Here is a 22899-nt window from a genome sequence, read left to right on the forward strand (position 1 = left end):
ATCACCTCAGGGCCGGGCTTCCAGCACCATGAACATCGGGGTCTGGGCCGCACGCCGGAACCGGGTGAACCCGGCTTGACCGGCAACCTGCTCAAGTTTCGCCTGCCCCGCTTGGGCGCCCAGGGCCGCCTCAGCGCCCTGGGCGAGCGCGCTCGGAGTGCACACCATGGTCGAGACGGAGTAGAAGGTGCGGGCCCGCACGCTCTCGGCCGGGTCGTCGTCGGCGCGCGGTTCGGTGAACATCCACGTCCCAGACGGTGCGAGGGTGCGACGAATGTGCCGCGCTGCACCGACCGGGTCGCCCCACTCGTGCAGGGCATTGAAGACGCAGACCAGGTCGTAGTCGCGGCCGGGGAAGTCCTCCGCGGTGGCCACCTCGAAGGTGACGCGGTCGCTGACCCCGGCCTCGGCTGCCGCGGTGCGTGCCGCCTCGATCGAGGCGACGTGATTGTCGAATCCGGCGAACCGGGAGGCCGGGTATGCCTCGGCCAGCCGGATCAGGGCCTCGCCATGACCGCATCCGACGTCGACCACTCGCGCGCCGGACTCGAGCCGGGCCTGCATGCCCTCCAGGGCGGGGATCCAATTGGGCACCAGGTTGGCGCGATAGACCGGCCCGAAGAGACGCTGTGTGCCCACGTACAGGTCGGGGTGGTGCCCGCCCCACCCGAGGCCGCCGTCGGAGGTAAAGGCGCGGGCGAGGGCGTCGACGTCCTTGTGGTTGGAACTGGCCGCGAGCATTCCACCGATCAGGTAGTTCGGGCTGGCCGCATCCGCCAGGCACGCCGCCTGTTCAGGGGTCAGCCAGTAGGTACCGCCCGCGGGGTCATGCTCGGTGTACCCGCTGGCCACCTGGGCGTTGAGCCACTCCCGCAGCAGCCGCGGGTGGCAGCCGGTCGCCTCCGCAAGGTCTTCGGGTGGGCAGGGACCATGGGCAGCGAGTGCGGCATAGAGCCCGAGCCGGTCGCCCAGCACCACGGTGGCGGCGTGCATCGTGGCGGCCTGGTCGGCGCCGTAGCGTTCGATGAACGCTTGCAGCCGGTCGGAGTCCGGGGTCGACGCCGACGCAACTCCGGACGGTGCGGCACCCGCGGAGTCCGGACCTCCAGGAGCGGCTTCGATCGCGTTGACTCTGCTCGGCATGACCCTCACCCCTGGATGTTCTGGTTGACATGGAACAGGTTGCTCGGGTCGTAGGCGGACTTGACCTGCAGGAGCCGGCCGTAGTTGTCGCCGTAGGTGGCGCGCACCCGATCCGGACCCTCATCCATCATGAAGTTCACGTACGCCCCGCCGACGGTGAACGGGTGGATCGCCTCCCAGTACGCGCGGGCCCAGCGGGTCAGTGGCTCCGCGAGCTGGGGATCCGGGTCGATGGCAGCAATGACCATGGACCAGGTGGCATCCCGGAATTGCCACGCGGTGTCGGCGGGATCGACGTCGTGCACCGCCCCGTCGATGGGGTACAGGTGCATCAGGGACTTCTCACCCGGTGCCCGGGCGGAGTGCTCCAAGTGGGCATCGATCGCGTCGTCGGGCAATTCCTTGACCACATCGCCCTTCCAGTACCACTGAAGTCCGGGCGGGAGCAGCGGGTCGAACATGGACTGCAGCGCCGGGTAGGGCATCTGGGTGCAGCCGTCCAGCAACGGCGTGGGCAGTTCGTCACGGATCGGGCGCATCGCCTCACGCGCTTCGTCCTCCGGCCCGTCGTAGCAGCACACCAGGACGCATGACTGCCTTCCCCGGATCTCCGTCGGGAACGGCGGCACCGACGGCACCCGCTTGAGTCCCAGGAAGGGGGAGAACCGGGGTGCGGCCCTGGGCAGGAAGTCGCGGTACCAGGCCATCACCTCCCGGGCGTGGGCGATGTCGAAGAAGATCGGCCCTGCGAACACGGTGGCCACCGGGTGTGCGCGGAACAGGAACCTGGTCACCACCCCGAAGTTCCCGCCACCACCGCGAACCGCCCAGAACAGGTCCGGGTGCTCCTCCGGGTTGGCGGTCACCAATCGGCCGTCGGCGAGGACGACGTCGACCTCGAGCAGATTGTCGATGGTGAGCCCGTGCTGGCGGGTCAGGTACCCGTGCCCACCGCCGAGGGTCAGGCCCCCGACCCCGGTCGAGGAGACGATGCCGGCGGGCACGGCCAGCCCGAACGGGTGGGTGGCGTGGTCGACGTCGCCCTGCGTGCACCCGGGTTCGGCGGTGACTGTGCGGGTCGCCGGATCGACCCGCACCTCCTTCATCGGCGAGAGGTCGATCATCAGGCCGTCGTCGCAACTGGCGAAGCCGGCACCGTTGTGCCCGCCGCCACGGACGGCGATCGGCAGCCCGCTCCCGCGCCCGTAGGCAACGGCGTTGATCACGTCCGCGGCACTGGTGCAGCGGATGATCATGCGGGGTTTCTTGTCAATCATGCCGTTGTAGAGGGCGCGGGTGATGTCATAGCGAGCGTCATCGGCGTCGATGACCTCGCCCCGGAGTCGTTGCCGCAGATCCAACATGAGGAGTCCCTTCTCGTGACCGATTGCCTCACGCTAGGAGCCGACATCGACAACGCGCATCGGCCCGATTGCCCAATCTCGCTCCGGTCATGGGTCATCTGACCCACAGCACCGGCGGGGTCACCCGGTCGGCGCCGGTCGGCGCCGGGCAGGCGTGCGCGGTCAGTGCCGTCAGGACACGGTCGGGCGGTCGGGACGCGGTCGGGCGTTCAGGACGCGGTCGGGCGTTCAGCGCGGTGAGCGCGGCACGAGGCCCTGCTCGAAGGCGTAGGCGGTGGCCGCTGTGCGGGAGGAGCAGCCGAGTTTGGCGAAGATGCTGGACAGGTGCCGGGCCACGGTCTTCCTGCTGATGAACAGCTCCGCCGCGACCTCCCGGTTGGTGCCCCCCAGGGCGACCACGGCCAGCACCTCCACCTCGCGCGGCGTGAGTTTGCCGGCGCCTCGGCTCGTCCCATCCAGGGCTGTCACCTGCTCGAGGTCACCGACTGCGCCGAGTTCGGCGAACAGCCGTTGCGCGGCCGCGCGTTCCCGGCGGGCGCCGTCGAGGTCTCCCAGGGCCTGACAGGTACGCCCGAGCAGAGCCTGCACCCGGGCCAACTCATACGGCACACCGAGTTCGCTCCACAGCCGGTGCGCTTCGCGCAACTCGCTCACCGCCCCCTCCAGGCGGTCCTGGGCCAGGTAGACCGCGCCTCGGGTGGCGTGTGCGGTGGCAGTGAACCCCGAGGTTGCGTAACGAGCCGCGATGCCGGCCACATCCGTGGCTGCCTGCTCCGCGACCTGCACCTCACCAGCGGCCAGCGCGACCTCGACCTGGGCGACCCGCAGCGGCAGACGCCGCAGCGCGTCCACGGCGGACCCGACGGCGATGGTGAGGCCGGCCAAGGCTGCATCGTGCTGGCCGCGCGCGCACTGGAGCAGAGCCAGGCCGGGCTGGGGATCGCGCCCCCGGGCACGAGCCTGCTCATAGGCAACGTCTGCGTCGTCATACTCCCCGCGCAGCCGCCGCAGTTCGGCGATCTGGTAGTGCGCTTCGGCGGCGCTCGCGACGTGCAGGTGCTCCAGATCCGCGCACACCTTGGCCGCCTCCGTTTCGGCCTCAGACCATCCGCCACTGGCCTGCAGGACTTGGGAGCGGTGCACCCGGCAGATCCCGGTGAACAGCACGGCCGCGGGCAGGCTGTCGAGCCACTGCGTGGTGGCGCCGGTCCAGGAAACCAGCCGGCGCACGTCTCCCAGTTCGTGGCAGGCAGCCATCAGGTGGCAATAGATGTTTCCCGCCCACGTCGGATGAAGATCCTCGGTGAGCACCGCGACCATCGCCTCGTCCAGAAGCGAGAGCCCCTCGGTGGTGCGGCCCTGCTTGACCAGCGCTCGTCCGTGCCCAACGATGCTCAGGGCCACCAGGTTGGCGTCGTTGTGTCGCCGGCCGAGCTCGGCTACGCCGGCCGCGCTCGCCACCACGTCATCGTCGACCGGCCCGCCCAGACCTGCCTCCACCTCGAGCATGTACATCAGGTAGCCACGCTCAGCGCAGTCGGGGTGATCCTCGAGCAGCCGCTGGGCGCGGCTCAGCCATCCGGAGCCCAGCACCGTATCGCCGCGGAGCAACAAATCGACCGCGATGTGAATCGCGGCCATCGCAGCCCGCGCGGGTAGGTCGCCCTCGAGGTAGCGGCGATAGGCGCGTTCTGCGGCAGCCAAGGACTCCTCGACCTCACCCAGCCACCAGGCAGCGTCCGCGAGCATGAACGTGTCTTCAGCGGCCAGGTCATTCTGAGCCTCTGCCTCGGCGAAGCGGTCGCGGGCAGCATGCCAGTCACGGCGCTGGTAAGCCGTCCGCGCTGCCGTCACCAGAGTTGCGCTCAAGTCCTCCACCGAGCCTCTCACCCTCGATGGTAATACGTGCCGCCGGCGGACCTCAGTGGATCCTGCTGGGTGGTCAAGCGGCATGCCTCAGATCGAGGAGGGTCCCAAAGGCGTCGAGACCAGAACTGCGGCAGCTCCCTGTGCGGGTGGGGATGGATGTGCCCGCGTCGCCGTATCTCTCGACAATCGCGACGGCACGGTCACTGCGCCATGTCGACGAAGCGCGTGTAGTGGCCCTGGAAGGCCACCACGATGGTGTCGGTGGGACCGTTGCGGTGCTTGGCCACGATCATGTCCGCCTCACCGGCGCGGGGGGACTCCTTCTCGTACATGTCATCGCGGTGCAGCAGGATCACGACGTCGGCGTCCTGTTCGATACTGCCCGATTCGCGAAGGTCGCTCATCTGGGGACGCTTGTCGGTGCGCTGCTCCGAGCCGCGGTTGAGCTGGGAGATCGCGATCACCGGCACCTCCAGTTCCTTGGCCAGCAACTTCAGCGCACGCGAGAACTCCGAGACCTCCTGCTGGCGTGACTCCACCCGCTTACCCGAACTCATCAACTGCAGGTAGTCGATCACCACGAGCTTGAGGTCGTGGCGCTGCTTGAGCCGGCGACACTTCGCCCGGATCTCCATCAGTGACATGTTCGGGGAGTCGTCGATGAACAGCGGGGCATCGGAGACCCGGCTCATCGTGCGGGCCAGCCGAGTCCAGTCCTCGTCGCGCATCGTGCCCTTGCGCATGTTGTTCAACGGCACCTGGGACTCCGCCGAGAGCATCCGCATGGAGATCTCGTTGCGGCTCATCTCCAGGGAGAAGATCACCGACGTCATCCCGTGCTTGATCGAGGCCGCCCGCGCGAAATCCAATCCTAGGGTTGACTTGCCCACAGCGGGCCTGGCCGCCACCACGACCATCTGCCCGGCGTGCAGGCCGTTGGTCAGGGCGTCGAAGTCGACGAAGCCGGTGGGCACCCCCACCATGCCGTCCCCGTGGTGGGAGGCGGCGTCGATCTCCTCCATGGTGGAGTTGATGATGTCCTTCAGCGGGACGTAGTCCTCGCTGGTGCGACGTTCGGTGACCGCGTAGACCTCGGCCTGGGCGGTGTTCACCAGATCGTCGACGTCCCCGCCATCGGTGGCATAGCCCAACTGCACGATCCGGGTGCCCGCGTCCACCAGTCGGCGCAGCACCGCACGCTCACGCACGATCCGGGCGTAGTACCCGGCGTTCGCTGCGGTGGGCACCGACGACAGCAACGTGTGCAGATAGGGCGCCCCGCCGATCCGGCCGAGTTCACCGCGTTTGGTCAACTCCGCCGAGACCGTCACCGCATCCGCCGGCTCGCCCCGGCCGTACAGGTCCAGGATCGCCTCGTAGATCGCCTCGTGCGCCGGGCGATAGAAGTCGGTGCCCCGCACCACCTCCAGCACGTCCGCAATGGCGTCCTTGGACATCAGCATGCCGCCCAGCACGCTCTGTTCGGCCGCCACGTCCTGCGGTGGGGTCTTGTCGAAGGACTCCCCCGGGGGAGCCATCTCCGCCAGGCTCATCGGCCCACCCCCTGGTTACGTCTCACAGTGCGCCTCGCCGTCCTCGCTGAAATTCCGTACTCATGTTCTACATCCGACCACTGACACGGGTCGGGCCGCACCGGTGCGGCGCCCACGTGACCCGGCCTGGCGTCGTCGGACTTCCCGGGTGCACTCCCGCCCTGCCCGGCGACCATCCCGGCGCCGTCTTCCCTGCGACGCCTGGATACCCACCCAGCGCGAGGCTAGGGCCCCACCGGCCGATCGCCAAACCCCGGCGTTCCCGCCCTGTGCACGAAGACCATCTAGGCTGTGGACACGGTGTGGACAGTGCGGCCCCTCGTTGTGCACAGGGCGGGGACACCGGTGTGGATAACTCCTCAGAAGCGTGCCGTCACAACGAAAAGTCCCTGTGGATGCTGTGCATGGAAAGAAGTCGGAGGATCCGTGGACGACACGCCCGCCCAACACGCCGACCGGGGCCGGGCACTGGATCGTCGCATCCTGTCCCTGGCTTGGCCGGCGCTGGGCGCACTGGTCGCCGAGCCACTCTTCGTCCTGATCGACTCCGCCGTGGTCGGCCGCCTGGGCGTGAACGAACTCGCCGGCCTCACCCTGGCCTCGACGCTGCTGGTCACCGCGGTGGCGATCTTCGTCTTCCTCGCCTACGCCACCACGGGTGCGGTTGCCCGCCAACTCGGCGCCGGGAACACCCCCAAGGCACTGGCCATGGGGATGGACGGGATGTGGCTGGCGCTCGCACTCGGCCTGATCACCATGACCATCGGGTTCGTCACCGCGCCCTGGGTGGTGAACCTGATGGGCGCCCCGGCCCCGGTGGCCCCGCACGCCATCGACTACCTGCGCTACTCCCTTCCCGGCGTCCCCGGCATGCTCGTGGTGCTGGCCGCCACCGGCGCCCTGCGTGGGTTGCAGGACACCCGCACCCCCTTCGTCGTCGCCGTCGCCGGGGCCATCGTGAACACCATCGGCTCCATCGGCCTGGTGCACGGGGCTGGGCTGGGTATCGCGGGGTCGGGCCTGGCCACCGCCCTGACCCAGATCGGGATGGGTGTGGTGCTGGCCGTGGTGGTGGTGCGCGGAGCCCGCGCGCACGGGGTCTCGGTCAAGCCAGCCTTCGGCGGGATACGGGCCAACGCCCGCGCGGGGATGCCGCTGCTGATCCGTACCCTGACGTTGCGCATCGCGGTGCTGCTGACCGTCGCCGCGGCCACTCACCTCGGGGCGGTCACGATGGCCGCCCACCAGATCGTCAACGCCATGTGGGGCCTGGCCGCGTTCGGCCTGGACGCCCTCGCGATCGCCGCGCAGGCGCTGATCGGGCACGGCCTGGGCCGGCGCGACGTGGAGTCGGTTCGGCGCATCATGCGCCGGTCGCTGCAGTGGGGCACTGCCGCCGGGGCGGTGCTCGGCCTGATCTTCGCCGGGACCGGCTGGTTGATCACGCCCCTCTTCAACGCCGACCCCCAGGTGCAGCAGGCCGGCGCCTGGGGGCTGGTGGTGATCGGGGTGCTGATGCCGATCGCCGGATGGGTGTTCGTGCTCGACGGCGTGCTCATCGGGGCCGGCGACGGACGCTTCCTGGCCTGGGCCGGTGTGGTCACGCTGGTGGCCTACCTGCCGTTGCTCGGGCTGGTGTGGTACTTCGCACCCCCGGGCGTGCCCGGCCTGATCTGGCTGTGGATCGCCTTCGCCGGTGCCTTCATGCTGGCCCGGGCGATCACCACCGGCATCCGCGCCCGCGGCAGCGCCTGGATGGTGCTGGGCGCGACGTAACAACCCGACGACGGCGGCACGCGAGTAGGTCAGGCATCGGCCGTGAGTGCTGGGAGCGCCTGCAGGCACCGCTCGGCCCGCGCGCCGTTGGAGGGCGACCCTGCCGTCCGGAGTGGCGGCGGGTGGGTCTACGCTGGTCCGTGAACGTTCACGGAAGGCCATGACGCAGTAGGAAACGGAGCACCGATGCCCACCACAGTCCGTTGGGCGGTCCTGGGACCGGGCCGGATCGCGAGGCGGTTCGCCTCCCAACTCCCGCACAGCCGGCACGGGCGGCTGACCGCCGTCGGCAGTACCGACGCCAGCCGGGCGCAGACCTTCGCCGAGGAGTTCGGGGCAGGCAGCACCGGAACCTACGAGCAGGTCCTGGCCGACCCGGAGGTGGATGCCGTCTACGTCTCCACCGTGCACACCACACACGCCGAACTGACCCTGAGGGCGTTGGCGGCGGGCAAGCACGTGCTGTGTGAGAAGCCGCTGGCACCCAACCACGGCACGGCGATGGCGGTGGTCGATGCGGCACGCAGTAGCGGAAAGGTGCTGCTGGAGGCGTACATGTACCGCTTCCACCCGCTGATCACCCACGTGCTGGACCTGGTGCGCCACGGCACGCTGGGAGAGGTCCACCACGTGGACGCAGCATTCTCCTTCCGGGCCGGCGGCACCGGGCGGCTGTTCGACCCGGACGTCGCCGGCGGCGGCATCCTGGACGTGGGCGGGTACCCCTTCTCCTTCGCCCAGGCGGTCGCCCGCGCGAGCGGCGTCAGCGGTGTCCCCGAACGTTTCCACGCCGGCGGGCAGGTGCGCGGGGGCGTCGATGAGTGGGCACTGGCCACGCTCGGCTTCACCGGCGGCCTCACCGCCACCATCCGCACCGGCATCCGGATGCACACCCCCTCCACCATCGCGGTACACGGCACCGCCGGCACCGTGACCATCACCGACCCATGGCTGCTGCAACCCGGTGACGCCGCGGCCACCATCGCCCTACTCGGCAGCGAACCGGAGGTGGTGGCCGCCGGGGAGGCACACACCTACGCCCTGGAGGCCGACGCGCTGGCCCGGGCCGCTGCGGCGGGTACCGGTGAGGTGCCCGAACTCCCACTCGACCACTCCCTGGAACTATCCCAGGGCCTGGACCGCTGGCGGGCCGCACTCGGGCTGCGCTACCCCTTCGAGACCGACACCGCCGACATCCCACCACTGCGGGAGGTCAGCGCCCCCACCACCGGGGGCATCCCGAGCGCACCGATCGAGGGTGCCGGCGAGTTCTCCCGCCTGGTGCTGGGTTGTGACAACCAGCCCGACCTGGCACACGCCTCGGCCCTGTTCGATGCGTTCTTCGCCAGCGGCGGCACCACCTTCGACACCGCTTACATCTATGGTGGCGGGCTGCAGGAACGCCTGGTCGGGCAGTGGCTGCGCAACCGGGGACTGCGCGATCAGGTCCGCCTCATCGTCAAGGGCGCCCACACCCCGCATTGCGACCCGGAGTCGATCGGGCGCCAGCTCACCGAGTCCCTGGAGCGTCTGGGCACCGACCACGCCGACCTGTACCTGATGCACCGGGACAACCCCCAGGTACCGGTCGGTGAGTTCGTCCAGGCCCTGGACGAACAGATCAGCGCCGGTCGGATCCGCGCCTTCGGTGGTTCCAACTGGTCACTGGCGCGCCTGCAGGAGGCCAACACCTGGGCGCAGGAGCACCAGATGCAGGGCTTCGCCGCCCTGAGCAACCACTTCTCCCTAGCCCGTGCCCTCGATGTGCCCTGGTCCGGATGCGAGCACGTGTCCGACCCGCAGAGCCGGCGCTGGCTCGAGGAGCAGCGGTTCCCGCTGTTGCCGTGGTCGGCGCAGGCGCGTGGCTTCTTCACCGGCCGGGCACACCCGCAGGATCGCTCCGATGCCGAGTTGGTGCGCTGCTACTACTCCGAGGACAACTTCGAGCGGCTGCACCGCGCATCGCAGATGGCCGCCGAACGGGACGTCCCGACGACGGCGATCGCCCTGGCCTACGTGCTCGCCCAGTCCTTCCCCACCTTCGCCCTGATCGGGCCACGTTCGCTGGCCGAGTTCCGTTCCTCGATGCTGGCCCTGCAGGTGGAACTGAGCGCCGAGGACGTGGCCTGGCTGGACCTGCGTGACCAGGAGGAGGCAGTTTCCGGCCCGGGACCGGAGGCGGGGGCCGGGGAGTCGCGCGGAGGCGCTCCGCGCGCGGGTGCCTGAGCCGATGGCCGCGCGCGGCAGGGTCACGATCCTCGATGTGGCGGCTGCGGCCGGGGTGTCCCGCCAGACGGTGACCCGGGCGATGAACGATATGGCCGAGATCGCTCCGGCCACCAGGGAGCGGGTGCTGCAGGTGGCCCGGGAGTTGCGGTACCGGCCCTCGCGGTTCGGCCGGGACCTGGTCAGCGGGCGGCGCCGCACCATCGCCCTGGTGGTGCACAGCCTGATCAACCCGTATTACCCAGAACTGGCCTCGGCCGTGGTGGGGGCGGCGGCCCGGTGCGGCTGGAACGTGGTGCTGGCCGACTCCCGTCATGCCAGCAGCCCGAAGCAACTGCTCGCCGATCTCGGTGAGCAGGCGGACGTCGTCGTCGGCTATCTGGGTGCCATCCCGCCCGACCACCGGGGTGACCTGCTTCCACTGGTGGTGATCGACGGCGATGCGGGATCCGGCCATGCGGTGGTGCGTTTCGATGCCGCCGCGGCGATGGCAGATCTGGCCGGCCACCTGGCTGGGGCAGGGGTGCGCCACCCGGTGATGGCGGTGCCCGGGTCCGGGAACGCGCGGGCCCGGGAGTTCGCCGCCGCGATGGCCCGGCACCAGGTGCCGGTGCGGGTGCTGACCTACCCGGAGCACGGAGCAGGGGCCGATGGGGACCCCACCCGCTCCGGCGGTGAGGACCTGGACGGAGGGATCAGCGTGGCAGCCGCACTGGTGCGAGAGATCCAGTCCGGCGCCGCCGCGACCGATGCGGTGCTGGGTTTCAACGACCTCACCGCGTGCGGGTTGCTCAAGGGATTCCGCCGGGCCGGGGTCGCGGTGCCGGATCAGGTGCGGGTCGCCGGAATCGACGGGCTGAGCCTGGGCACGGTGGTCTCTCCGGAACTGACCACCCTGGCACTGGACCTCGACGAGGTGGCCGAGCACGCGGTGGACCTGGCGATCGAGATCTTCGACGGCAGGACCGGCCCCGGTGAAACCGAAGGCACCGCGCGGCAGGTGTCGCACCGCCTCCTGGTACGCGAGTCGGCCTGAGCCGGGGAGGCCGAGTGCGGGCGGATGGGTCGCGCTCAGCCGGTGCGGAACTCAGCCGATCGGCTGTTCGTCGACCTCGATGTCGAAGTAGGCGGTGCCGTTGTCCACCTCGGTGACCACCAGGTAGACCTCGTACTCATCCGGGTCCCCGTCCAGCGAGGCCACGCACGTCATCTCGGTACCGATCTCGGCATCCAGGTCACCAGGGCACTCCACCTGAGGGCGCTCTCCGATCAGCTCCTCCAGGCTGTTCGCCGTGGTGTCCTCGACCTCGGACTGCCCTACGGCATTGCTGCACGCGGTCAGGAGGAGGAGGCCGGCCAGGAGGACGGCGCTGAACTTCTTGAGCATGATGACCTTTCATCAGGAGTTTCGTCTCGGGTCCACTCTGCCGGGCGCGCGCCGCCCGGGCCATGGGCAGAACTGCCCCGGGGAGGCGAGCCCGGGTGCACGGCGTCGGTGCGGAGGAGGTGCTGGGGCGACCGTGAGGCAGCCTGACGGATTGGTGGTGCGCCAACGCACCCGCACAGCACGCGGCCCGGCACCCGCAGGGGGCACCGGGCCGGGTGGTTGCGCGCTACGCGCGATTAGGCGTGATCAGGACGCCGGAACGACGTGGACCTCCACGGTCGCGGACACATCGGCGTGCAGGCGCACCTGCACGGTGTGCTCGCCCAAGGACTTGATCGGCTGATCGACCTCCACCTTGCGCTTGTCCACGCTCGGACCACCGGCGGCCGAGATGGCCTCGGCGATCTCGGATGTGGTCACCGCGCCGTACAGGCGCCCGCCGGCGCCGGCGTTGACGGGGACCACCACGGTCTTGGCCTGCAGTGCGTCACGCACTGCGCGGGCGTCCTCCACGGTCGCGATCTCCCGCTTGGTGCGGGCCCGGCGGATCTGTTCGATCTGGCGCTCGGCGCCCTTGGTCCAGCCGGTGGCCAGTCCACGGGGCAGCAGGTAGTTGCGTGCGTACCCGTCCTTCACCTCGATCACGTCGCCTGGTGCGCCCAGGCCGGTCACCTCATGGGTGAGGATCAGTTTGGTCGCCATAGTCTTCTTCTCCTCAGCCTCAGCGAGCCGAGCTCGAGTACGGCAGCAGGGCCATCTCGCGCGCGTTCTTGACGGCCCGAGCGATCTGGCGCTGCTCCTGGGTGGTGACACCGGTGACCCGGCGGGCTCGGATCTTGCCGCGGTCGGAGATGAACTTGCGCAGCAGCGCAGTGTCCTTGTAGTCGATCCCGTTCTCGAGTTTGGCTGCCTTGAGCGGGTTGGCCTTCTTCTTCACCACCGGTTTGGTGCGGGGCGGCTGCTTAGCCATGGGGGTACTCCTTGATGTGCGGGTGCCGGGCACGGGCCCGGCAAGAATGAATGGTTCGTATCAGAACGGGGGCTCGTCACCGAAGGTGGAGCCGCCGGATGCCCACGGGTCGTCGGGCTGGTTGCCACCGCCGGAACTCTGCTGGCCTCCGCCACCGCCACCGCCGCCGTAGCCACCGCCGCCTCCGCCGCCGTAGCCACCACCTCCGCCGCCACGCTGGGCGCGGGTGACCTTCGCGGTGGCGTACCGCATGGACGGGCCGACCTCGTCGACCTGTAGTTCCACCACGGTGCGCTTCTCGCCCTCACGGGTCTCGAAGGAGCGCTGCACGAGGCGGCCCTGGGCGATGACGCGCATCCCCTTGGTCAGGGACTCGGCCACGTTCTCGGCGGCTTCGCGCCAGATCGAGCAGCGCAGGAACAGCGTCTCGCCGTCCTTCCACTCATTCGACTGGCGGTCGAACTGCCGCGGGGTCGAGGCGACCGTGAAGTTGGCAACGGCTGCACCCGAGGGGGTGAAGCGGAGTTCGGGATCCGCGGTCAGGTTGCCGACCACGGTGATGACGGTTTCTCCAGCCATGCGGCGCTCCTTAGTCCTCGGCGCGCTTGCTGCGCGTCTCCGGGCGGATGAGCTTGGTGCGCAGCACGGACTCGTTCAGGCCGAGCTGGCGGTCGAGCTCCTGAGCGAGCTCGGGCGTGGCGATCATGTCGATCACGGCGTAGATGCCCTCGGAACGGCGGTCGATCTCGAAGGCCAGGCGACGCCGGCCCCAGATGTCCACCTTCTCGATGGTGCCACCACCGCTGGTGATCACGTTGAGAAACTTCTCCAACGACGGAGCCACGGTGCGTTCATCGACCTCGGGGTCGAGGATCACCATCATTTCGTAATTGCGCATGCTTTCAACCCACCTCCTCTGGACTTGGCGGTCACGGTCTCTCCGTGACAGGAGGGTGATGCGAAGGCCCGGACGTGCGCAGGGCGCACGGAGGCCACCCCCGAGGATAGCCGACGACGGCGGCCCTGCGGGCGTGGCATTCCTCACCTAAGGGTTGAACGCTGACTTCGCGGCAAGGGTCTCGAGTTCGCGAGGGGCCTCCACCGAGGTCAGGGCAGGTGCCGCGATGTCAGCGGGCTTGCTCCACGGCGTCAGTCGTTGTCCCGGCCGAACAACGGGGGTACCGAGAGGCCCTCCGCGTCGGTGTCCCCATCGGCGTCGCCGCCGCCGTCGCCGTCTCCCCCACCGTTGCCGCCGCCACTGCCGCCGTTGCCGTCGCCGCCGTTGCCGTTGCCGTTGCCGGGGTCATCGGTGGACTCGTCGGTCTCCTCCTCGGACTCCTCGGTCTCCTCCTCCTCGGACTCCTCGGACTCCTCGGGCTCCTCCTCGGACTCCTCGGTCTCCTCCTCCTCCGGCTCCTCGGGCTCCTCCTCCTCGGGCTCCTCGGTCTCCTCCTCCTCCGGCTCCTCCGTCTCCTCCTGGGTGGGCTGCCGGGTGGGCTGCGGAGCAGGCGGGGCGACCGGCTGGGAGCGCTCGGGGAACTGCTCCACGTCCAGGTCCGCCACCGCCACGGTCATGAAGTCGGTCCAGATCTGGGTGGGGAAACTGCCGCCGGAGATCACGTTCTGGCCGCCCCAGCCGCCCATCGCCTCCTCCGAGCCGTCCTCACCCACCTGATACATCGAGACCGCGGTGGTGATCTGCGGGACGAAGCCCACGAACCACGCGGACCGGTAGTCGTTGGACGACCCGGTCTTGCCCGCGGCGGGACGGCCCAGCTGGTTGGCGGTGGAACCGGTACCGCGCTCGACCACCTGGCTCATCGCGTAGGTGGCATCGGCGGTGACCTGGGGGTCGACGACCTGTTCGGCGGAACTTTCACCGGTGTAGATCACATTGCCCTGGGGGCCGGTGGCTTCGGCCACCAGGTAGTTCTGGTGCCGCTCGCCACCGGAGGCGATGGTGGCGAAGGCCCTGGCCATGTCGATATTGCGCGGGGAGGCGCTCCCGAGCACGTTGGAGATCACCGGCTCCAGGCCCGCGGTATCTTCGGGGAGCCCGAGGCGGTGGGCCATATCCACGGTGTGTTCCGGTCCCACCTCCTGGTTGAGCTGCACGTAGTAGGTGTTCACCGAGTCGTAGGTGGCGTGGACCAGGTCGATGTTGCCGCGGTTGCGTGGGGAGTCGAAGTTTCGCACCGGGGCGTCATACCCGTCGATCTCCATGGGGGAGTAACTGGGGTAGCGCTGTTCCAGGGTGATGTCGTTCTCCAGGGCAGCCAACAGGGTGAAGACCTTGAACGTGGACCCGCCCTGGGCGGTGTCCTGGGTGGCGGCGTTGCGCTGGACCTCCAGATAGTCCCGGCCCCCATACAACGCCAGGATCGCACCGGTTTCGTTGTCCACCGAACTCAGGGCCACCCGTAACTCCTCCGGGGCGTCCTCGGGCAGGTCCTGGGCCGACTCGACCGCGGCGTCCTGCATGGTCTGATCGATGGTGGTGGTGATCTGCATCCCGCCGCCGTCGATCTCCGCCTCGGTGAACTCGGCCGCGACCAGTTCGAGGCGCACCATGGCCAGCAGGTGTCCGTTCGGGCCGGCGTAGACGTTGGTTCGTACGGGTTCGGCCACCTCGGGGTACTCGGCCGCATCCGCCTCCTCCTGGGTGATGAAGCCCGTGTCCGCCATGTACCGCAGGGTGCGGTCAAACCGTCCCTGCGCCTGATCGGGGTTGACGTCCGGGTCCCAGAGCGAGGGTGCCGGGATGATGCCGGCCAGCACGGCCGACTCTTCCAGAGTCAATTCCTCGGCGGGCTTGTCGAAGTACTCCTGGGCGGCGCGCTCGATCCCATAGGCACCCCGGCCGAAATAGATCGTATTGAGGTAGTTGCCGAGGATCTCGTCCTTGGACTGCTCCCGGTCGATCTTCAGGGCCAGGATCGCCTCCTGGAACTTACCCGCATAACTGGTGGTCTGACCCACGTAGTAGCGCTCCACGTACTGCTGGGTAATCGTGGAGCCACCCTGGGTGGGGTTACCGCGCAGGTTGTTCCACAGCGCGCGCAGGATGCCCATGGGATCCACGCCCACGTTGGAGTAGAACCGTCGGTCCTCCGAGGCCACCACCGCCTGGCCGACGTGCTCGGGCAGCGTGTCGGGATCGATGATCTGGCGGTCCACCTCGGCGAAGGAGCCCATCGGGGTCTCGCCGTCGGCGTAGAAGACGGTGGAGCTCTCCGACATCGCGAACTCTTCGGGTTCGGGGATGTCGATGGTCAGGTAGGCGGCCACGAAGACGCCCACGCCCAGGGCCATCAAAGTCAGGAAGGCACCCACCAGGAATCGCCATCCCGGCAACCAGCGCAGCACCGGCCCTTTGCCGCGGCGGGGATAGTTCCAGAATCCGCCCCTGCCGCGGCCGCTCCCACTGCCGCCGGCACGACCGTTGCCGGAACCACCGCCGCCGCGGCCACCGCCCCGGCCGCCACCGGATCCGCCGCTGCCCCGGCCCCCGGAACCAGCCGAACTCTTGCTCGTCGTTGCCGCCCCGGTCCGTGCCTTGGTGGTGGTGCTCGCGCCACTCCTGACCGAACCACCACCTCGCGCAGTGCCGCTCCCGGCTGCGCCCATCGTCGCCGTCGTCCCTGCGCCGGCCGAGCCGGCGGTGGATCGCCACGCGGGCTTTCCCGCCGGGCGCGCGCCGCGTTCGTGCACGCTGCGGCGTGCGGGCCCTGCGTCCCTGCCGTGCTCTGGCGGCACCGGCGACTCCTCGTCCTCAACTCCTGCGCCCGCGCACGGGCGAGCCCTCGCTGCCGAGGGCTTCACCCAGTATGCGCTGATCGGACTTGGCTGGACAGCGGAGCGTGACGGTCTTCACCGCCAGCTCACACGATCTGCCCGCCCACCGTGACCGGGCCCACATCTGGCATTAACCTGCAAGGCGAGCCGACCGCCGGTCCTCGGGCCCGGCACGACCATAGGGAGCAACAGTGAGTTCAGTTCGGGTAGCGATCGCCGGTGTGGGCAACTGTGCCGCGTCACTGGTCCAGGGCGTGCACTTCTACGCCGATGCTGATCCGGATCAGACCGTGCCGGGCCTGATGCACGTCCAGTTCGGCGACTACCACGTGCGGGACGTGGAGTTCGTGGCCGCCTTCGACGTCGACGCCAAGAAGGTCGGGATGGATCTGGCCGAGGCGATCGGCACCAGTGAGAACAACACCATCTCGCTCTGCGATGTGCCGCCGCTGAACGTGCCGGTGCAACGCGGGGACACCCTGGACGGGCTCGGCCGGTACTACCGCGAGACGATCGTGGAGTCCGACGCCGAACCGGTGGACGTGGTGGCCGCCTTACGGCAAGCACGCGCCGATGTGCTGGTGTGCTACCTGCCGGTGGGGTCGGAGGATGCGGCCCGCTACTACGCCCGGGCGGCGCTGGAGGCCGGAGTGGCGTTCGTGAACGCGTTGCCGGTGTTCATCGCCTCCGACCCGCACTGGGCGAGCAAGTTCGCCGACGCCGGCCTGCCGATCGTCGGTGATGACATCAAGTCCCAGGTCGGCGCCACGATCACGCACCGGGTGCTGGCCAAACTCCTCGAGGACCGCGGGGTGGTGCTGGACCGCACCTACCAGCTCAACATCGGCGGCAACATGGACTTCAAGAACATGCTGGAGCGGGACCGGCTGGAGTCGAAGAAGACCTCGAAGACGCAGGCGGTGACCTCCAATGTGGAGCACGATCTGGGTGAGCGGAACGTGCACATCGGCCCATCCGACTACGTGCAGTGGCTCGATGACCGCAAGTGGGCCTACGTGCGCCTGGAGGGTCGCGCCTTCGGTGAGGTGCCGGTGAACCTGGAATACAAACTCGAGGTGTGGGACTCCCCGAACTCGGCCGGCATCATCATCGATGCGATCCGGGCGGCCAAGATCGCCCTGGACCGGGGTGTCGGTGGGCCGATCACCTCGGCCTCTGCGTACTTCATGAAGTCCCCGCCGCAGCAGTACAACGACGAGACCGGCCGGGCGATGGTGGAGGCCTTCATCGCCGGCGACGCCGAGCGCTAGCCGCGGTCGACGCGGCGCACACGGCCCCGGGGCAAGGAAAAACACGTGGCGCTGCGGCACGCTTCGTTCCTACTGTGATGCCCATGAGTATGTTCTTGATGGTGCGTCGTGTCCGGGAACGGGCGCCGCGGTGCGTGGGGATGGCATCCACTACGGCCTGACTGGGCCCGGCGGATCGTGGCCGAGTCCGGCGTCGGCGCCGGGGATCTGGTGTTCGATCTGGGCGCCGGCACCGGTGCGCTGACGCTACCGCTGATCGCCTCCGGCGCCGAGGTGGTCGCGATCGAACTGCACCCGGAGCGGGTGCAGGATCTGCGTGCCCGGGTGGCGGGCCGGGCCAGGGTGGTCCACGCCGACCTGCGAGGGTTCTACGTCCCCGGCCGTCCCTTCCGGGTGGTGGCGAATCCCCCGTTCGCCCTGACCACCCACCTCGTGCGCTCCCTGCTCGCCGCTCGCGGTCTGCGTTCGGCGGACCTGGTCCTGCAGCGCGGCGCGGCCCGCGGGCTGAGCCGGCGCCCGCCGGTTCCGGAGCGGTCGGGGCGGCACTCCGGGCAACGGCGCGGTCGGCCATGGACGGTCAGGGTGGGTCGACATCTTCCCGGGGCGGCGTTCGTGGTGCCGCCGTCGGTGGACGCGGCCGTGTTGCAGATCCGCCGTTGACGGTGGCCGTTGTCGAGCGTGCGGTCCGCCGCGGTGTGGTGCCGTCGCGTGCCCTGCGGTGGGTGCTCTTTGCGGTGCCGGGGCGAGGCGGGCGCGAAACTACCCCGCATCGCCGGCGAACCGGCTGATCGAGCGGGTCAGGGTCGTGTCGTCCACGCCATGCCACTCACCCGGCAGTATCTCCACCTGCGCGTGCGGCATCGCCTCCTCCAACGCGTTGGCGTACTCATACATTTCGGGTGCGGTGGCGCTCGAGGCCACGATCAACGTGGGCTGGGCCACCGACGCGAACCGCCGTGCCGGCGTCCCGGGCAGGAAGGTCAGTTCGTGCAGCAGCGACGGCGCGTCCCTCAGGTTCGCCTCCGAGGGGGGCCCCAGTTCGGCCAGCACCTCCTCGGGAACGCCGACGACCTCGGTCTGGAACCACCGGTGCAGCACCTCGGGTCCCTCAGCGAGACGGCGCTCGCCCTCGGACCTGAAGTGATGGTCGGGATCAGGTTCGTCGAATAGCGGGGGTTCCAGCAGGGCCAGTCGCTCAACCGGCGCACCGGATTCGGCCGCAATGAGGGCGAGGGTGGCGCCGGAGGAGAATCCGTAGACGGTGACCGGACCGTCAGCCAGGCCGATCACGGCAATCAGGTCCTCCACCTCGCGTTGAACGTCGTACGTTTGACTGTTGCCGCTGTCGCCCGTCCCCCGCCGGTCATAGGTCCACACGGTGAAGTGTGCGGACAGGGCATCGGGCAGGGTCGGTTGTGGGGTTGTCACGCGCGATACGCCCACGCAGTGGACCATGACCAGGTCGGGCCCGGAGCCGGTACGGCTCCACGTGATCGGCGTCCCGTCGGCGGACTCGACGACGCCGGTGCTGGTCCCCTCGAACTGTTCGGAGGTGGCGGTCATGAGCACTCCTTGCGTGTGAGGATGAATATCCCTGTGCTTCGCTATGTTTAACAGAGGTTGCACTTCGTTGTCCATACCCAGAGAATGGCAAGTATGCCGATCAAGCGGACCTACGCCTCCCACGGCGACGCCTGTTCCACCTCGCATGCCATGGAACTGCTCGGTGACCGGTGGACCTACCCAGCGATCCGCGAACTCATGCTCGGACCGAAACGCTTCTCGGAACTGCAGACCGCGCTCCGCGGCATCACTCCCGCCGTCCTGACCACCAGAGTCCGTGAACTCGAGCGGTCCGGTCTGGTGCAGCGGGTCACGCTGCCCGCCCCCGCGAGCAGCACCGCCTACGCCATCACCGAGTGGGCGGCAGAGTTGCGACCGGTCTTCGAGGCCTTGGCACGGTGGGCACTGAAGTCACCGGTGCGTGATGTCACCGGGTGCGGCCTGACGCCCGATGCCATCGTGCAGTCGATGCTGACGATGGCACCCCGGGAGAGGATGGACCCACCTCTGGACCTTGCCCTGCACCTGGCCGATGGCCGCGTCGGTGGCAGCGCCATTCGCTATGCCTATCGACTCCGGTGGGCGCAGGACCTGTCGATCGAACGCGGCTCCGCCCAGGACCCGCAGGCCACGGTGACCGGGGACTCCTCGGCCTGGACCGGGGTGCTCTACCAGGGTTTCGGCCTCGACGTCATGGAGGTCACCGGTGACACTGCGGCCGTGCAGCGGCTGGTGGCGGCCTTCGATGGTGTGCTCCAGGCCGCCACCGCTTCGGCCGCGGTGGAGTAGTGGACCCTCACCCGGGCTGCCTCCGGACTGGAGACTCCCGCAGCCGGCCGATCAGAGCCGGGCGAGTTCGGCCTCCAGATCGTCCAGGCCGAGGGCGCCCAGGGATAGCGCCTTCATGTGCCAGGACTTCAGATCGAACTCCTCGCCGCGCTCGGCGTGGGCGGCCCGAGCGGCTTCCCGCCCGGCCAGCCAGGCACGTTCGCCGAGTTTGTAACTGATCGCCTGACCGGGCCAGCCCAGGTACCGCACGACCTCCGAGGAGATGAAGTCCCTCGAGCGTCCGGAGTGCGCGGCGAAGAATCGCTCGGCGAGTTCGGGCGTCCAGGTCTGTCCCGGGGCGATCGGGGAGTCGGCCGGGATCGTCAGTTCCAGGTGCATCCCCAGGTCGATGACCACCCGGACCGCTCGCATCATCTGGCCATCCAGGTACCCCATCCGCGCCTCGTCATCGAGATAGCCCAACTCGTCCATCAACCGTTCGGAGTACAACGCCCATCCCTCGGTGACACCGGATGAGGAGCCCACCGAGGTCTGGAATGTGGACAACTGCGGCGCCATATAGGCCCACTGCGCCAACTGCAGATGGTGGCCCGGTACGCCCTCGTGGTACCAGGTGCTGACCAGGTCATACATCGGGAAGGACTTCCGGCCGAGCGTCGGTAGCCAGGTGCGGCCCGGGCGGGCGAAGTCCTGGGACGGGCGGGTGTAGTAGGGAGCCGCGGCCGAACCGGCCGGGGCGATCATCGCCTCCACGCGTCTGATCGGCTCGGCGATGTCGAAGTGCGTGCCGTCGAGTTCGGTGATCGCCTCGTCCATCATCTGCTGCAAGCGCCGGCGGACCTCGTCCTCGCCGTGGATCACCGTGCCGTGTTCATCGAGGTGCCGCATGCACTCCACCGGGGTGGAGCCGGGCAGGATCCTCTCGGCCAGTTCGCGCATCTGGGCGTCGATCTGCTGGTACTCCGCCCAGCCCCAGGAGTAGGCCTCGGCCGGGTCGACGTCGGCTCCCATCACACGGCGCGCGTTCAGCCGGTAGCGCTCCTCACCGACGGCATCGGGCGTGCCCTCGGCTTCCGGCGCGTACGTGGTGCGCAGGTACTGAGCCAGGTGGGCGGCGACCTCGCTGGCGGCCCGGGCGGCATCATCCAGATCCGCACGTAGGTGCTCCGGACCGGCGGAGACGAAGTCCGCGAACCACCCGGTCTGCACCCACTGGTCGATCAGGTCCGCCAGGGCCAGCGCCTGGCGGGGTGCGGCCATCAGACCGCGGGATCGCCCCTCATCCAGGCTCGCCTGCCAGGAGGTGTAGGCCCGGGGGACCCTGGCCATCCGGCGGGCGATCACCGCCCAGTCCTCATCGGTGCCGGTGGGCATCAGGGAGAATACCTGCCGTACCGCTTGCGGCGGACCGAAGATGTTCCGGATCTCGCGCAGGTGCTCCCCGGCGTCGTGGGACTCGATGATCACACCCAGACGCTCCCGCAGGAGCGTGGCGCAGCGCCGTTCCAGGTCGTCCCAGCCGGTGGAGTCCATCCGGTCCAGTTCGGCGAGGGTCTCACTGGCCAGGGCCGTGCGCTCGTCGTGGCCGGCCGGTGAGAAGTCCGGGAGACCGTCGTCGTGCGGGAACAGGCCCAGGCCGGTGTTGACGATCGGGTTCAATTCAGCGAGGCGGTGCACATAGCGGTCTGCCAATTGCCGCGGGGTAAGTGAGTCCATCTGCCCATGGTGGCGTATCCGGGCTGCCTCCGCGTGCTGCGGGGTCGGCGGCCGGGGCCCTGGGTGGGCACTATTGTGGGGCCCCGTGGCTGGCCTCCAGGTGGTGCAGGATCTGCGCACGCTGCTGCGATACGCCGACTTCCGCAAACTCTTCACCGTCCGGCTGGTCTCCCAGTGCGGCGACGGGTTGTTCCAGGCCGGGCTCGCCACCTTGTTCTTCTTCAACCCCGAGAACCTGGCCACGGCGGGAGCGGTTGCGGCAGCGTTCACGGTGCTGCTGCTGCCGTTCACGGTGGTCGGGCCGTTCGTGGGCCCGTTGCTGGACCGGTGGCGTCGCCGTCAGGTGCTGTTGGTGGGAAACGCGGTTCGGGTGCTGCTCGCGGGAGCGCTCGCCGTGCTGATGGTCACCGTCGGGGTGGGGCCGGCTGTGTATGTGCTCGCGCTGGTGACCCTGGGGGTGAACAGGTTCCTGCTCGCTGCACTCTCGGCCGGGCTGCCGCGGGTTGTTCCCCGGGAACAACTCCTGATCGCCAACTCCCTAACCCCCACCCTGGGCGCGGTCTCCGCCGTCGTCGGTGCCGCCGTGGGCTTCGCTCTCGGTCTGGTGATGCGGCAGGGCCCAGCGTTGGACGCCGCTGCCCTGACCGGCGCGGCGCTGTTCTTCCTCGCCGCCGCCCTGCTCGCGCTTCGGCTGGGCCGTGACCGGTTGGGTCCGGAACGGTCCCGGATCAGGGCCACCACGTGGGCGCAGGTGGGGCGGGATGTAGGTGCCACCGTCACCGAGATGGTCGACGGCGCGCGGTACCTGATCGCCCGGGGCACCCCGGGTGCGGGGCTGGGCGTGATGGCCGGGCACCGCTTCCTGTACGGGCTGAACTTCATCGCCCTGATCCTGATCTCCCGGAACCTGCTGGTGGATCCGGCGAACGCCTCGGCAGGGCTGGCGATGTTCGGGCTGCTGGTCGGCATCTCCTTCGCCGGCAATGGTCTGGCTATCGTCCTGACGCCGGCGGCGCGCCGATTGGTCAGCCCCGCCCGGTGGGTGCTGATGTGCCTGGGCATCGGGGCGCTCAGTCAGGGGGTGCTGGCCACCGCCCCGGTGCAGTGGGTCATCGCCACCGCGGCGCTGCTGCTGGGATTCAGCGTGCAGGGAGCCAAGATCGCGGTCGATACGATCGTGCACCGCGATACCCACGACAATGTGCGCGGACGGGCCTTCGCCCTCTACGACGTCCTCTACAACGCCGCGTTCGTGGGGGCCGCGGCCCTCGCTGCCGCGGTGCTGCCGGACACCGGGTACTCCCGGGTCACCTTCGCCGCACTCGGCGCGGTCTACCTGTTGCTGGTGCTGGCCTACCGGCGTGTGCCTACCGCGCCGCAGCCCGCCGTCGAGCGCTAGTGGCCTGCGCCGGCCAACGCCCGCACCGGGATCAGTGCCATCGCCGCGATCGACCACACCGGTTCGGTGGTGACCTTC

At 69.3% G+C, this 22899-nt stretch carries 19 protein-coding genes; 7 read left to right on the top strand and 12 right to left on the bottom strand.

Annotation, left to right across the window (positions count from 1 at the left end):
• Positions 1 to 6: 6 nt before the first annotated feature.
• The 4 genes from ACO0LU_RS15500 to dnaB all read right to left on the bottom strand — a co-directional run bounded on the left by ACO0LU_RS15500 (position 7) and on the right by dnaB (position 5929).
• Complete coding sequence (locus ACO0LU_RS15500; RefSeq protein WP_424792253.1) at positions 7 to 1143, bottom strand: methyltransferase domain-containing protein; 1137 nt, start codon at positions 1141 to 1143, stop codon at positions 7 to 9.
• Positions 1144 to 1148: 5 nt separating this feature from the next.
• Complete coding sequence (locus ACO0LU_RS15505; protein WP_424792254.1) at positions 1149 to 2507, bottom strand: FAD-binding oxidoreductase; 1359 nt, start codon at positions 2505 to 2507, stop codon at positions 1149 to 1151.
• A 228-nt stretch (positions 2508 to 2735) separates the two neighbouring features.
• Positions 2736 to 4376 carry a LuxR C-terminal-related transcriptional regulator gene (locus ACO0LU_RS15510; protein ID WP_424792255.1) on the bottom strand — a complete coding sequence of 547 codons (1641 nt, stop codon included), beginning with the start codon at positions 4374 to 4376 and terminating at the stop codon, positions 2736 to 2738.
• A gap of 200 nt (positions 4377 to 4576) precedes the next feature.
• Positions 4577 to 5929: a replicative DNA helicase gene (gene dnaB, locus ACO0LU_RS15515; RefSeq protein WP_424792256.1), complete on the bottom strand. Its 1353-nt coding sequence runs from the start codon at positions 5927 to 5929 to the stop codon at positions 4577 to 4579.
• A gap of 426 nt (positions 5930 to 6355) precedes the next feature.
• Between dnaB and ACO0LU_RS15520 the strand changes: the two genes are divergently transcribed.
• From ACO0LU_RS15520 to ACO0LU_RS15530, 3 genes are all read left to right on the top strand, one after another.
• Positions 6356 to 7705 carry an MATE family efflux transporter gene (locus tag ACO0LU_RS15520; RefSeq protein ID WP_424792257.1) on the top strand — a complete coding sequence of 450 codons (1350 nt, stop codon included), beginning with the start codon at positions 6356 to 6358 and terminating at the stop codon, positions 7703 to 7705.
• A 186-nt stretch (positions 7706 to 7891) separates the two neighbouring features.
• Positions 7892 to 9931, top strand: a complete 2040-nt coding sequence (locus ACO0LU_RS15525) for an aldo/keto reductase (protein ID WP_424792258.1) — start codon at positions 7892 to 7894, stop codon at positions 9929 to 9931.
• Complete coding sequence (locus ACO0LU_RS15530) at positions 9924 to 10967, top strand: LacI family DNA-binding transcriptional regulator (RefSeq protein WP_424792259.1); 1044 nt, start codon at positions 9924 to 9926, stop codon at positions 10965 to 10967. The genes ACO0LU_RS15525 and ACO0LU_RS15530 overlap by 8 nt, the downstream gene beginning before the upstream one ends.
• Before the next feature lie 51 nt (positions 10968 to 11018).
• On the opposite strand, the gene ACO0LU_RS15535 is transcribed toward ACO0LU_RS15530, so the two are convergent.
• The 6 genes from ACO0LU_RS15535 to ACO0LU_RS15560 all read right to left on the bottom strand — a co-directional run bounded on the left by ACO0LU_RS15535 (position 11019) and on the right by ACO0LU_RS15560 (position 15621).
• Complete coding sequence (locus ACO0LU_RS15535) at positions 11019 to 11318, bottom strand: DUF4333 domain-containing protein (protein WP_424792260.1); 300 nt, start codon at positions 11316 to 11318, stop codon at positions 11019 to 11021.
• 246 nt (positions 11319 to 11564) lie between these two features.
• The gene (gene rplI / locus ACO0LU_RS15540; RefSeq protein ID WP_424787294.1) at positions 11565 to 12020 is read right to left on the bottom strand and encodes a 50S ribosomal protein L9; all 456 of its coding nucleotides are present in this window, start codon (positions 12018 to 12020) and stop codon (positions 11565 to 11567) included.
• A 19-nt stretch (positions 12021 to 12039) separates the two neighbouring features.
• A complete protein-coding gene (gene rpsR, locus ACO0LU_RS15545) occupies positions 12040 to 12288 on the bottom strand; it encodes a 30S ribosomal protein S18 (protein WP_424787293.1) in 249 nt (82 codons plus the stop codon).
• A gap of 60 nt (positions 12289 to 12348) precedes the next feature.
• Positions 12349 to 12867 (bottom strand): single-stranded DNA-binding protein, encoded by a 519-nt coding sequence (locus ACO0LU_RS15550; RefSeq protein ID WP_424792261.1) that lies wholly within the window; start codon positions 12865 to 12867, stop codon positions 12349 to 12351.
• Between the two features lie 10 nt (positions 12868 to 12877).
• The gene (gene rpsF, locus ACO0LU_RS15555; protein ID WP_424787291.1) at positions 12878 to 13186 is read right to left on the bottom strand and encodes a 30S ribosomal protein S6; all 309 of its coding nucleotides are present in this window, start codon (positions 13184 to 13186) and stop codon (positions 12878 to 12880) included.
• A 251-nt stretch (positions 13187 to 13437) separates the two neighbouring features.
• Positions 13438 to 15621 carry a transglycosylase domain-containing protein gene (locus tag ACO0LU_RS15560; RefSeq protein WP_424792262.1) on the bottom strand — a complete coding sequence of 728 codons (2184 nt, stop codon included), beginning with the start codon at positions 15619 to 15621 and terminating at the stop codon, positions 13438 to 13440.
• 653 nt (positions 15622 to 16274) lie between these two features.
• Here ACO0LU_RS15560 and ACO0LU_RS15565 point away from each other — a divergent pair.
• Positions 16275 to 17354 carry an inositol-3-phosphate synthase gene (locus ACO0LU_RS15565; protein ID WP_424792263.1) on the top strand — a complete coding sequence of 360 codons (1080 nt, stop codon included), beginning with the start codon at positions 16275 to 16277 and terminating at the stop codon, positions 17352 to 17354.
• Positions 17355 to 17462: 108 nt separating this feature from the next.
• Positions 17463 to 18014 (top strand): rRNA adenine N-6-methyltransferase family protein, encoded by a 552-nt coding sequence (locus tag ACO0LU_RS15570; protein WP_424792264.1) that lies wholly within the window; start codon positions 17463 to 17465, stop codon positions 18012 to 18014.
• A gap of 99 nt (positions 18015 to 18113) precedes the next feature.
• Here ACO0LU_RS15570 and ACO0LU_RS15575 read toward each other — a convergent pair whose 3' ends face one another.
• On the bottom strand, positions 18114 to 18917 hold the full coding sequence (locus tag ACO0LU_RS15575) for an alpha/beta fold hydrolase (RefSeq protein WP_424792265.1): 804 nt from the start codon (positions 18915 to 18917) through the stop codon (positions 18114 to 18116).
• 93 nt (positions 18918 to 19010) lie between these two features.
• On the opposite strand from ACO0LU_RS15575, the gene ACO0LU_RS15580 reads away from it, so the two are divergent.
• Positions 19011 to 19706 (top strand): winged helix-turn-helix transcriptional regulator, encoded by a 696-nt coding sequence (locus ACO0LU_RS15580; RefSeq protein WP_424792266.1) that lies wholly within the window; start codon positions 19011 to 19013, stop codon positions 19704 to 19706.
• Between the two features lie 51 nt (positions 19707 to 19757).
• Here ACO0LU_RS15580 and ACO0LU_RS15585 read toward each other — a convergent pair whose 3' ends face one another.
• Positions 19758 to 21422 (bottom strand): DUF885 domain-containing protein, encoded by a 1665-nt coding sequence (locus ACO0LU_RS15585; RefSeq protein WP_424792267.1) that lies wholly within the window; start codon positions 21420 to 21422, stop codon positions 19758 to 19760.
• Between the two features lie 85 nt (positions 21423 to 21507).
• Between ACO0LU_RS15585 and ACO0LU_RS15590 the strand changes: the two genes are divergently transcribed.
• Positions 21508 to 22821: an MFS transporter gene (locus ACO0LU_RS15590; RefSeq protein WP_424792268.1), complete on the top strand. Its 1314-nt coding sequence runs from the start codon at positions 21508 to 21510 to the stop codon at positions 22819 to 22821.
• Positions 22822 to 22899 lie beyond the last annotated feature (78 nt).

This window comes from Pseudactinotalea sp. Z1748 (assembly GCF_049725185.1).
Taxonomy (GTDB): domain Bacteria; phylum Actinomycetota; class Actinomycetes; order Actinomycetales; family Beutenbergiaceae; genus CALKWS01.